General features: G+C 70.2%; 11 protein-coding genes. 4 read left to right on the top strand and 7 right to left on the bottom strand.

Annotated elements, in window-relative coordinates; genetic code table 11:
• From QZ753_RS05860 to QZ753_RS05840, 5 genes are all read right to left on the bottom strand, one after another.
• On the bottom strand, positions 1 to 985 hold a 985-nt coding region (locus QZ753_RS05860), incomplete at its 3' end, for a Gfo/Idh/MocA family oxidoreductase (RefSeq protein WP_294641826.1).
• Positions 982 to 1,824 (bottom strand): carbohydrate ABC transporter permease, encoded by an 843-nt coding sequence (locus QZ753_RS05855; protein ID WP_294641825.1) that lies wholly within the window; start codon positions 1,822 to 1,824, stop codon positions 982 to 984. The genes QZ753_RS05855 and QZ753_RS05860, both read right to left, overlap by 4 nt.
• An 11-nt stretch (positions 1,825 to 1,835) precedes the next feature.
• Entirely contained in the window at positions 1,836 to 2,774 is a 939-nt protein-coding gene (locus QZ753_RS05850; protein ID WP_294641823.1) for a carbohydrate ABC transporter permease, read from the bottom strand.
• A gap of 78 nt (positions 2,775 to 2,852) precedes the next feature.
• The gene (locus QZ753_RS05845) at positions 2,853 to 4,115 is read right to left on the bottom strand and encodes an ABC transporter substrate-binding protein (protein ID WP_294641821.1); all 1,263 of its coding nucleotides are present in this window, start codon (positions 4,113 to 4,115) and stop codon (positions 2,853 to 2,855) included.
• Positions 4,116 to 4,156: 41 nt separating this feature from the next.
• Positions 4,157 to 5,059, bottom strand: coding sequence for an N-acetylmuramic acid 6-phosphate etherase (locus tag QZ753_RS05840; protein ID WP_294641819.1), 903 nt, complete (start codon positions 5,057 to 5,059; stop codon positions 4,157 to 4,159).
• 418 nt (positions 5,060 to 5,477) lie between these two features.
• On the opposite strand from QZ753_RS05840, the gene QZ753_RS05835 reads away from it, so the two are divergent.
• The 4 genes from QZ753_RS05835 to nagA are packed head-to-tail and all read left to right on the top strand — an operon-like array spanning position 5,478 to position 9,290.
• Positions 5,478 to 6,365 (top strand): BadF/BadG/BcrA/BcrD ATPase family protein, encoded by an 888-nt coding sequence (locus QZ753_RS05835; protein WP_294641818.1) that lies wholly within the window; start codon positions 5,478 to 5,480, stop codon positions 6,363 to 6,365.
• Positions 6,362 to 7,120, top strand: a complete 759-nt coding sequence (locus QZ753_RS05830; protein ID WP_294641816.1) for a GntR family transcriptional regulator — start codon at positions 6,362 to 6,364, stop codon at positions 7,118 to 7,120. Before QZ753_RS05835 ends, QZ753_RS05830 begins: the two co-directional genes overlap by 4 nt.
• Positions 7,117 to 8,142, top strand: coding sequence for an SIS domain-containing protein (locus QZ753_RS05825; protein WP_294641813.1), 1,026 nt, complete (start codon positions 7,117 to 7,119; stop codon positions 8,140 to 8,142). The genes QZ753_RS05830 and QZ753_RS05825 overlap by 4 nt, the downstream gene beginning before the upstream one ends.
• Positions 8,142 to 9,290 carry an N-acetylglucosamine-6-phosphate deacetylase gene (gene nagA / locus QZ753_RS05820; RefSeq protein ID WP_294641812.1) on the top strand — a complete coding sequence of 383 codons (1,149 nt, stop codon included), beginning with the start codon at positions 8,142 to 8,144 and terminating at the stop codon, positions 9,288 to 9,290. The genes QZ753_RS05825 and nagA overlap by 1 nt, the downstream gene beginning before the upstream one ends.
• 6 nt (positions 9,291 to 9,296) lie before the next feature.
• On the opposite strand, the gene QZ753_RS05815 is transcribed toward nagA, so the two are convergent.
• A complete protein-coding gene (locus tag QZ753_RS05815; protein WP_294641810.1) occupies positions 9,297 to 10,118 on the bottom strand; it encodes a VOC family protein in 822 nt (273 codons plus the stop codon).
• Between the two features lie 36 nt (positions 10,119 to 10,154).
• Complete coding sequence (locus QZ753_RS05810; protein ID WP_294641809.1) at positions 10,155 to 10,466, bottom strand: hypothetical protein; 312 nt, start codon at positions 10,464 to 10,466, stop codon at positions 10,155 to 10,157.
• Between the last annotated feature and the right edge of the window lie 255 nt (positions 10,467 to 10,721).

Raw genomic sequence — 10,721 nt, 5'->3', positions numbered from 1 at the left:
CGGCGTCGTCCATGTGGCGGGTGAGGTCCCTGTCTTCGCGGATGGCGTCGAGGACGAAGCGCTGCTCGGCGTCGCAGAGCGCCTGATGGCCCGGCTCGCCCGCCATCGAGACCATCTCGTCGTCCCTTTCGAAGAGGCCGTCGGCCCCGAGCCCGGCATGGTGGATGCGCAAGCGCGCGGTCTTGGTGTGGGTGTCGATGTCGGCCGATTTCGCGCCCTCGTCCATGACGATCGAGACCGAGCCCCTGGGGCTCATCACGTCCTTCACGAAGAAGGCGGTCTCCGAGATCATCGGCCCCCAGCCCGCCTCGTACCAGCCGAGCGAGCCGTCGGCGAAGAGCACCTGGAGATGGCCGTAGTTGACCTGTGTCTTGGCGATCTCGTCGGACAGCCGAAGGCCCATGCCGCGCACTTCCACCGGCGCGGCGTCGGTGATCTGCAGCATGACGTCGAGATAGTGGACGCCGCAGTCCACCACCGGCGAGGTCGACTGCATCAGCCGCTTGTGGATCTCCCAGGCCTGCCCGGCGGACTGCTGGTTGAGGTTCATGCGGAAGACGTACGGCCCCCCGAGGTCGCGCGCGCGCTTGATGAACTCCACCCACGACGGGTGATGGCGCAGGATGTAGCCGACGACGAGCTTGCGGCCCAGTCGCCTGGCGGCGTCGACCACGGCTTGCGCGTCCTCGACCGTGCCGGCGAGGGGCTTCTCGACGAAGACGTGGGCGCCGGCCTCCATCGCGCGGATCGCAAGCTCGGCGTGGCTGTCGGTGTAGGTGTTGATCGAGACGAGGTCGGGCTTGAGCGCCAGCCCCGCCTCGAAGTCGGCCAGCATCGGATAGGCGCGCAGCTCGTCCGGCAGGTCGACGGGCGAGCGGTTGGCGAGGCCGACGATCTCGAAGCCGGGGTCGGTGTGGTAGGCGAGCGCATGGCTGCGGCCCATCTGGCCGAGACCCATGACGAAGGTGCGGATCGGGGCGGTCATTTCACGGCTCCGGCGGTGATGCCGGCGATGAGCTGGCGAGAGAACAGGAGATAGAGGACGAGGACGGGCAGGATCGCGAGCGACAGGGCGGCGAGCACCGCCTCCCAGTTGGTGACGAACTGGCCGAGGAAGATCTGCGCGCCGAGCGTCACCGTCTTCGTCGCCTCGCCGGGCGCGAGGATGAGCGGGAACCAGAGGTCGTTCCAGATCGGAATCATGGTGAAGACCGCGACGGTCGCGAGCGCCGGCCGGATGAGCGGCAGGACGAGCACGAAGAAGATCCGGTATTCCGACAGGCCGTCGATGCGCCCGGCGTTCTTCAGGTCGTCCGAGACGTTGCGCATGAATTCCGAGAGGATGAAGACGGCGAGCGGCAACCCTTGCGCGGTGTAGACGAGGACGAGCGCCGTCAGGGTGTTCACGAGGCCCGCCGAGACCATCATCTGCAGGATGGCGACCGTGCCGAGGCGGATCGGCACCATGATGCCGAGCGCGAGGAACAGGCCGAGGAAGGTGTTCAGCCGGAAGCGGTATTCCGACAGCGCGAAGGCCGCCATCGCCCCGAAGAGCAGCACGAAGAACAGGGAGCCGATCGTCACGGTCAGACTGTTCTGGAAATAGAGGAGGAAGTCGCCTTGCGCGATCACTGTGCGGTAGCCGGCAAGGCTCGCCGTGGTCGGCAGCGGCGGCTCCAAAGGGGCCGCGAAGATCGCCCGGCGCGTCTTGAACGAGTTCATGACGATCACGAGGACCGGCAGGACCGAGATCAGGCAGTAGAGGAGGAGCGCTGCGTGGACGAAGCACACGCGCAGGCGCTGGGCGGGGGCTTTCGAGGTCATCGGCGGCCGCCTCACATCTGGTAGCGGCGCATGCGCCGCTGGACGACGAACAGGTAGAACGAGACGCCGAGAAGGATGATCAGGAACATCGCCGTCGCCACCGCCGCGCCCATGTAGCGGTCGCCCGCCTGCAGCTGGAAGCCGAAGAAGATGCGGTAGAGGTAGGTGCCGAGGATATCGGTCGAGAAGTTCGGCCCGGCGAGAGCCCCCTGCATCGCGTAGATCAGGTCGAAGGCGTTGAAGTTGCCGACGAACGTGAGCACGCCGACGAGGCCGATGGTCGGCAGGATCAGCGGCAGCTTGATTTTGAAGAACTGCTTGAGGCCGGTGATCCCGTCGCATTCGGCGGCCTCGATCACCTCCGCGGGGATGGTGATGAGGGCGGCGTAGATCAGCATCATCGGAATGCCGACGAACTGCCAGATCGAGACCAGCGAGACGGCGGTCAGCGCATAGGCCTCCTGGCCGAGCCAAGGCGCGAAGAGTGACTTCAGGCCGATCGAGCCGAGAAGGTTCGGCGCGACGCCCCAGAGCGGCGAGAGGAGGAGCTTCCACAGGAAGCCGACGATCACGAAGGACAGGATGGTCGGCAGGAAGAGCGCCGTGCGGTAGAGCGCGACGCCGCGCAGGCGCGGCACCGACAGGAGGGCGGCCAGCGCGATGCCGATCGGGTTCTGGATCAGCATGTGAAGGACGAAGAAATAGACGTTGTTGCGCAGCGCGTTCCAGAACCCTTCAGAGAACCGCGGGTCGCCGAAGAGGGTGCGGAAGTTGTCGAGCCCGACGAAGACGCGGTTTCCGTCGCGCACGTTCTCGAGCGCCAGGAGCAGCGTCTGCATCAGCGGCACGAGCATGACCACGGTGTAGACGAGAAGCGCGGGCGCGAGGAACACGGCGATGTGCCAGCGCGGGCGCGCCTTGGGGATCGGCGCCTCGGGGTCTTGCGTCATCGGGGGCGCCTCAAGGCTGGCCGGTCGGGAAGGAGGGGAGGCGGCGCGGACGCCGCCCCCCGGCTTGGGTTCGCGCGCTTACTTCGCGGCGGCCGGCTTGTACCAGCTGTCGAGGCCCTTCTGCAGCTTCTCGGCGGCCTGCGCCGGCGTCTCGGTGCCGTTGATCACGTTGGCCGACGCCGTCCAGGTCTCGTTCTCGAGGTTCGGCGTGCCGCGCGACAGGATCTGGTAGGTCGAGCGGATCGAGGACTGGCACGTGTTCCGCCAGCCGACGATCTCCTTGGCGAGCGCGTTCTCGAGCGTCACCGGCTTGTCGATCAGCGGGAAGAAGCCCGGCGCGGCGTTGGCGTAGATCGTCGCGAACTCGGGGCTGGCGACCCAGGTCAGGAAGGTCTTGGCGGCCTCGGCGTTCTTGGAGGCGGCGTTGAGGCCGAGCGCGATGTCCGGGTGATCCGAGACGTAGCAGGTATCGCCGGCGTTCTGGACCGGCGGCAGGAAGGCGCCGATCTCAAAGTCGGCCTGCGCTTCGAAGGTCGCGATCTCCCACGAGCCGGCGGGGTAGATCGCCGCGCGGCCGAGCGTGAAGAGGTTCTGGCTGTCGGGATAGGTCTGCGCCTGGAAGCCGTCGCCCATGTAGGGGCCCCACTTGGCGAGCGTCTCGAAGGGCTTCACCCAGTCCGCGTCGGTCAGCTTCTGGGTGCCGGCGATCAGGGCTTTCCGGCCTTCCTCGCCCTTCCAGTAGTTTGGGCCGATGTTCTGGTAGCCCATGGTCGCGGCTTCCCACTGGTCCTTGGTGCCCATGGCCAGCGGCACGTAGGTGCCGTTCTCCTTGATCTTGTCGAGGAGGGCGAAGAACTCGGCCTCGGTCTTTGGCGGCTGGACACCGAGCTCCTCGAAGGCCTTCTTGTTGTACATGAAGCCGTGGAGGACGGCCGCCATCGGCACGCAGAAGGTCTGCGAGCCGTCGTCGGTCGACCAGGCGGTGCGGGCGGCCGGCGTGAAGTTCTCCATGCCGGGCAGCTTGGTGAGGTCGGCGAGCTGCTTCTTCTGGTAGAGGCCGAGCGAGGCGTCGAACGGGCGGCAGGCGACGAGGTCGCCGGCCGAGCCGGCATCGAGCTTGGCGGCGAGTGCCGAGTTGTACTCGGTCGGCGCGGTCGGCGCGAAGGTCACCTTGATGTCGGGGTGCTGCGCCTCGAAGGCGGGGATGATCTTTTCCTGCCAGGTGGCGAGGTCATCGTTGCGCCAGCTCTCGATGGTAAGCGTCGTCTGCGCCAGGGCCGAACCCGAGAGGGCGGCGAGCGCCGCCAGGGCCACCGAGGCTTTGAGGATGGTCGTCGTCATGCCCGTCTCCTGTTGCATGCCCGAACGCATCGGGCGTCTTGTTATCGGCCGAGCTCTTCGAGCGCCCGGCGCAGGTGGCCCTTCGTGCGGGCAAGGCGCGCCCGCGCGTCGGAAAGGTCGGGGGCGCCGGCTGCGAGAAGCACGGCGGGCTTCACCTCGCCGCCGGTCTCCCGCAGCGCGGCGGCGGCGGTCTCGGGACTGGTGTCGGCCGCGTCCGCCACCATGCGCGCGGCCCGCTCCAGGAGCTTGGCGTTGTCGGCGCGAAGGCTCACCATGTGGCCGTCGTGGACATGGCCGCGGCGCACGGCGAGCGCCGTCGAGATCATGTTGAGGACCGCCTTCTGCGCGGTGCCGGCGCCCATGCGCGTCGAGCCGGCGACGACTTCCGGCCCCGTGTCGAGAAGGATCGCGACGTCGGCGAAGCCGAAGATCGGCGCGCCGGCATTGTTGGCGACGGCGACCGTTGTCGCGCCGGCCTCCCGCGCGGCCTGGAGACCCGCGACGACGAACGGCGTCGAGCCGCTGGCCGAGACGGCGAGGACGCAGTCGCGAGGGCCGATGCCGGCATCCTTCACATCGCGCCGCCCGGTCTCCGCATCGTCCTCCGGCCCGCCGGTGAAGTCGCTGACGATGTCGAGCCCGCCGGCAAGGATCGCGGCGAAGCGTTCGGCCGGCTCGCCGTAGGTCTGGGGAATTTCCAAGGCATCCGCGAGCGCGATCAGCGCCGGGCTGCCGGCCGCGAGATAGACGAGGCGCCCGCCGCGATCGAGCGCATCGGCCGCCAGCGACACGGCCTCGGCGATCGCCGGCAGCGCCGCGTCGACGCTGGCGAGCGCCCGCACCTGTCCGTCGAGAAGACGGGCCAGCACCTCCTGCGAGGACCGCGCGTCGAGCCCGAGGGATTCAGGATGACGCTGTTCGGTGCGGCGAAGACCGGTCGCCAAGGTCGCACTCTCCTCGTCTAGCCGAAGCGTCCGCAGTCGGGACGCTGGGGGTTGAGGAGAGGGGTCGTCCCGCCGGTCGCCGTTCCTCGAGCGGACACGACGAAAGTGTCGCGATCCCGATGGATCACGCCCGCGTCCTGCCCTTCGAATCACGGGTTCGGCGTGCGCCGACCCCTCCCTGTCTTTTGTCGGCGGGATCGTACCAACGTAAAACCATTTGTCCAGCGCACCGCTGCAAGATTTTGTGACGCTTTTCGCAGTTGCGAACAAAGCGGGCAGGCCGGACCTCCAATATCCCGAAAATGCGGGATTCGGATGGGTCCGGCCGCATCGGATCGTTCTTGCGAAAGGGGCTGGCGGGGGTCCCGTTCTTCCCGTATAGCTCGATTGGTATTGTTTTGGTTTTTGCGGAGATCGCATGGCCGACGGGTTGCTCGTGGGTGTCGACGGCGGCGGGACGAACTGCCGCGTGCGCGTCCGCGACCTGGACGGAACGCTGGTCGGCGAGGCGCAGGGCGGCACCGCCAACGTCTTCGCCGGCCTCGACGCCGCGCTCGCCACCATCGTCGCCACCACGGAGCGGGCGCTGGAACAGGGCGGGCTCGGTACCGCCGACCTCGCCCGATGCCATGCCGGCCTCGGGCTCGCCGGGGCCAATGTCCCCTCGGTCGCCGAGGCGTTCCACGAGCGCCGCCTGCCCTTTGCCGCCGTCGGCCTCGAGACCGACGCCGTCACCGCCTGCCGCGGCGCCTTTGCGGGCGGCGAGGGCGGCATCGCGATCCTGGGAACCGGCACCGCCTATTGCGTGCGGGCCCGCGGCGCGCTGCGGCTGCTCGGCGGTTGGGGCATGCTCGTCTCCGACCAGGGCAGCGGCGCCGATCTCGGCCGTCGGGCGCTGGCCGAGGCGCTGATGGCGCTCGACGGCGCCCGGCCCCGCACGCCGTTCTGCGCGGCGGTCCTCGATCGGTTCGATGGCTCCGCCGGGGCGATCGTCGAGTTCGCCCGCATCGCGTTGCCGCGCGACTTCGGCACGCTGGCGCCTCTTGTCTGGGACCATGCCGAGCACGGCGATCCCACCGCCGACCGACTGGTCTCCGCCGCGCTCATTGATATCGAGCCGATGCTGCGCCGGATGCTGGAACTCGGAAGCCCGGCGCTGGCCCTCCTCGGTGGACAGGCGCCACGCTACCGACCGCGCCTGTCGCCCGATCTGGCCGCTCTCGTGGTCGAGCCGGCCGGCGACGCGATGGAGGGCGGCATCGATCTCGCGCGCGAAGTCCACCGCGCCGCAGGCGGGCCATCATGAGCGCGTTCCTGAAGGCCGGCGCCCTGCCGGCGGGCGAGGGGCCGCTATACCTCCGGCTCCAGGCCCTCATCCGCAACGCCGTCGAGGCGGGCGATTTGAAAGCCGCCGACGCCCTGCCGTCCGAGCGCGATCTCGCGGAAAGCTTCGGCGTTTCACGTGTGACGGTGCGCAAGGCGCTGACGGGGCTCGTCGGCGAAGGGGTTGTCGAACAAAGGCAGGGCTCGGGCACCTTCGTGTCGGGCGGCCACCACAAGCTGCAGCAGGGCCTGTCGCACCTCACCTCGTTCTCCGCCGACATGGCGACGCGCGGCCGGCGCACCACGTCCGACTGGCTCCTGCGCGCGCTGGAGCGCGTGACGCCGGCCGAGGCCATGCAGCTCGCCCTGTCGCCCGGCGATCTCGTCTGCCGCATCCACCGCCTGCGCCGCGCCGACGGCACGCCGCTCGCCATCGAGCGCGCCTGCGTGCCCGCGACCATCCTGCCGGACCCGGCGCTGGTCGAGACCTCGCTCTATGCCGCCATGCGCGCGGCCGGCCGCCATCCCGTGCGCGCGCTGCAGCGGATCACCGCCGCCAATCTCGACGCCGACGAGGCCGCCCTTCTTGCCGTCGCGCCCGGAACGGCGGCCCTGTCGATCACCCGCGTGTCCTTCGACGAGGAAGGGCGCCCGGTGGAGTTCACCCAGTCGCAATATCGCGGCGACGCCTACGACTTCGTCGCCGAACTCAGCCTGTCCGGACAAGGAACGTCATGACCGAAGCCAGCCTGATGGCGCGCGAGATCGCCGAAATCCCGGACGCCGTGCGCCGCTTCCTCGACACCTCGAAGCCGGCCGTCGCCGAGATCGGCCGGCGTCTCGCCGACCTGTCGCCGGCCGTGACCGTCACCGTCGCGCGCGGCTCGTCCGACCATGCGGCGACCTATTTCAAGTATGCCTGCGAGATCCTCACCGGCCGCCCCGTCGCCTCGCTCGGGCCCTCCGTCGTCTCGGTCTACGGCTCGCGGCTCCAGCTCGCCGGTCAGGCCGCGCTCGCCATCTCACAGTCCGGCCGCAGCCCCGACATCGTCGCGCTCCTTAAGGCGGCGCGCGAAGGCGGCGCGGAGACGGTCGCGATCGGCAATGTCGAGGGCTCGCCGCTCCTGGATGTCGCGCACTGGCAGCTGCCGCTGAAGGCGGGGCCGGAGCGGAGCGTCGCCGCCACCAAGAGTTTCGTCACCTCGGTGGTCGCCGCGCTCGCCGTGCTCGCCGCCTGGAGCGGCGACGAGGCGCTGGGCGCCGCGATCGACGCCCTGCCGGACCGGCTCGCCGAGGCGCTGTCGGCGGACTGGTCGGCGGCGCTCGGCACCGTGGCCGACGCGCGTTCGCTCTACGTGCTCGGCCGGGGACCGGGCTTTGCGGTCGCCAGCGAATCGGCGCTGAAGCTCAAGGAGACCTCGATGCTTCACGCCGAGGCCTATTCCGGGGCCGAGGTCCTGCACGGCCCCGTGTCGCTGGTCGAGGAGGGCTTCCCGGTCCTCGCCTTCGTGCCGGCGGATGCCGCGCGCGGCGGCCTCGTCGAGATCTGCCAGCGCGTCGCGGGCTCGGGTGCCGCCCTGTTCACCGTCGGCGACGCCGGGGTGGGCACCCGCCTGCCGCACGCGGCGACTGGCCACCCCTTGACCGAGCCCCTGTCGATGCTCGTCTCCTTCTACCGGTTCGTCGAGAGCGTGGCGCGCGCGCGGGGCCTCGATCCCGACGTGCCGCGCGGGCTGAAGAAGGTGACGGAGACGCTGTGATGACGAACGCCTTCATCGGTGCCGACATCTTCGACGGCGAGACGCGCCGGAGCGGCCACGCGCTGGTCGTCTCGGAGGGGCGCGTCGAGGCGCTGGTGCCCGAAGGCGAGATCGGCGCCGGCGTCGAGACCCGGCGCCTGCCTGGCGGGCTCCTCGCGCCCGGCCTCATCGACATCCAGGTGAACGGCGGCGGTGGCGTCCTCTTCAACGAGGCGCCGACCGTCGAGGGCATCCGGGCGATCGCGGCCGCGCACGCCCGAACCGGCTCGACCGCACTCCTGCCGACCGTGATCACCGACCGCCCCGAGGTGACCTTCGCCGCGATCGCGGCCGTCGAGGCGGCGATGGCGGCGGGCGTGCCCGGCTGCGCCGGCATTCATGTCGAGGGCCCGTTCCTGTCGGTCGCGCGCAAGGGCGCGCACGACCCGGCGCTGATCCGGCGGATGGAGGATGCCGACCTTCGCGCGCTCTGCGAGGCGGCCGTGCGCCCGTTCCTCCTGACGGTGGCGCCGGAAAGCGTGTCGGACGCGCAGATCGCGGCGCTCGCCGCCGCCGGTATCCGCGTCTCGCTCGGCCACACCGCTACCAGCTACGAGACCGCGAACGGGGCGATCGCGGCGGGGGCGAGCTGCATCACCCACCTCTTCAACGCCATGAGCCAGCTCGGCAACCGCGAGCCGGGCCTCGTCGGTGCGGCGCTCGATTCGCCGGACGTCTGGTGCGGCTTCATCCCGGACGGGCACCACGTCCATCCCGCGACCCTCGGCGCGGCGCTCCGCGCCAAGCGAAACCCGCGCAAGCTCATCGCCATCACCGACGCGATGCCGACCGTCGGATCGGACGAGGACGTCTTCACCCTCAACGGGCGCGAGGCACGGCGCGAGAACGGGCGGCTGACGCTCGCCGACGGGACGCTCGCCGGCTCCGATCTCTCGATGATCGGCGCGCTGCAGTATCTCGTGCGCGAGCTCGGCTTCGATCTCGAAACGGCGCTCCGCCTCTGCTCGACCCATGCGGCCGAGTTCCTGGGGCTCGAGACGACGCACGGCCACCTTCGCGCCGGCGCGCGCGCCGACATGGTGTGGATCGACGACGAACTCGCCCTCAAGGGCGTCTGGATCGGCGGCGCGGCGATCGACCTCGCCTGACCGGCGTCAGGCGGTCTCGAAGCGGATCGCCGTCCCGAACGCGGTGTCGGCTGTCACGAGAAGCTGGCTGCCTCCCAGATCGAACGCGATCCCCTCGGACCGCAGTCGCGCCGCCAGCGAAGCGAGGTCGGGGACGCGCACGGCAAAGCCCGTGAAGCGCGTGGGCGCAGGGCCGGTCACGAGCTCGAGGCGCCCGCCGTCGAGCGGAACATCCGAACCGTCGCCCGCCGCCTCGGCGACGCCGGCAAAGGCCCGGAGGAAGCCGAGATGCGCGGCGGGGTCGGGCGCTTCGAGCGTCACCGCCGCGATGTCGCGGGCGCCGTTCGGGTGGCGCTGGAACGCGGCGTCCCAGAAGTTCTCCGGCCGGTGCTGCTGGCAGACGAAGAAGCCGGCTTCGGGTGCGGCCGCATCTGCGGCAAAGGCGAGCGTGAAGGCCACCTCGATCTTCCAGCCGTCCGGCCGCCGGCCGTGCCGCCGGAAGAAGAACGGCTCGAAATCGCCGATGCCGGCCGCGCGGAAGCGCTCGGCGTCGGCCGCGGCATCCTGGCTGTCGAGCACCAGCATCGAGATGCCGTCTCGCCTCTCTAGCGAGTCGCGCACGAAGGCGCCGAAGCTGAAGCGGCGGGGCGCGTGCGCCGGAATCGCGGCCGGATCGTCGCCCACCGTTATGAGTTCGAGAAACGAGGTACCGAACTGGATCAGCTGGTTCTCGGTGCCCCAGGGGTGGCGGTTGCGGGCGCCGACCTCGAAGCCCAGCCGCGCGTAGAACGCGGCCGCGGCGTCGAGATCGCGGACGCCGACGACGAGATGATCGATGCGTCGTGCCATGGGATCGCCTCTCCCTGTCTGCCGAACCCGCTCAGATCAGCGCCCGGTCATCGGCGCGCTCCAGCCCGCCGCCTCGTCGACATAGGCTTTTTGAGCGCGCTTGTCGTAGAGGCAGAGCTTCGGCGGCATCTTGCCGGCGCGGTCGCCGACCAGCATGGCGACGCGGCCGACCCGGTCGTCGAAGCCGACGATCGCCGATGTGCGGGCATGCTGGAAGCCGCTCGCCTCGCGGCAGGCCTTGGCGACGCGTGCGTCGAACGCCGCCCAGGCGTCATCGCTCGACGCGTGCGCCGCGCCGCCCGTGACGGTCGCGAGAGCGAGAAGGAGGGCGGGGGCGAGGTAACGCATGGCGGACGGTCCTTGAGCGTGTGTTGGCCTGTCGACGGGACCCGGTCTTGCCGGCGCTTTGATGACGGCCCCCCGGGGGTGCTTCGCCGCGCGCCGGATGCTAACGAGCCGGGACGGACCGAGAGCTATTCAGGAGCGCGGCATGACCAATCGACAGGATCGCCGCTTCGCGGCCAAGCTCGCGCGCCAGATGCAGACGCGCGGCAAGACGCCGGCCGAGAGGGCGATCTACCAGGCCGCCGGAGCCTTCTTCGC

Source organism: uncultured Aureimonas sp., assembly GCF_913775355.1.
GTDB lineage: Bacteria > Pseudomonadota > Alphaproteobacteria > Rhizobiales > Rhizobiaceae > Aureimonas.
The sequence above is the reverse complement of the archived record's forward strand: the minus strand, read 5'-3'. Positions and strand labels throughout refer to the sequence as shown.

What these genes read in the sequence shown, in the direction of transcription:
- QZ753_RS05855 (WP_294641825.1), bottom strand. Translation starts at nt 1,824, where the DNA reads ATGACCTCGAAAGCCCCCGCCCAGCGCCTGCGCGTGTGCTTCGTCCAC.
- QZ753_RS05850 (WP_294641823.1), bottom strand. Translation starts at nt 2,774, where the DNA reads ATGACGCAAGACCCCGAGGCGCCGATCCCCAAGGCGCGCCCGCGCTGG.
- QZ753_RS05845 (WP_294641821.1), bottom strand. Translation starts at nt 4,115, where the DNA reads ATGACGACGACCATCCTCAAAGCCTCGGTGGCCCTGGCGGCGCTCGCC.
- QZ753_RS05835 (WP_294641818.1), top strand. Translation starts at nt 5,478, where the DNA reads ATGGCCGACGGGTTGCTCGTGGGTGTCGACGGCGGCGGGACGAACTGC.
- QZ753_RS05830 (WP_294641816.1), top strand. Translation starts at nt 6,362, where the DNA reads ATGAGCGCGTTCCTGAAGGCCGGCGCCCTGCCGGCGGGCGAGGGGCCG.
- QZ753_RS05825 (WP_294641813.1), top strand. Translation starts at nt 7,117, where the DNA reads ATGACCGAAGCCAGCCTGATGGCGCGCGAGATCGCCGAAATCCCGGAC.
- nagA (WP_294641812.1), top strand. Translation starts at nt 8,142, where the DNA reads ATGACGAACGCCTTCATCGGTGCCGACATCTTCGACGGCGAGACGCGC.
- QZ753_RS05815 (WP_294641810.1), bottom strand. Translation starts at nt 10,118, where the DNA reads ATGGCACGACGCATCGATCATCTCGTCGTCGGCGTCCGCGATCTCGAC.
- QZ753_RS05810 (WP_294641809.1), bottom strand. Translation starts at nt 10,466, where the DNA reads ATGCGTTACCTCGCCCCCGCCCTCCTTCTCGCTCTCGCGACCGTCACG.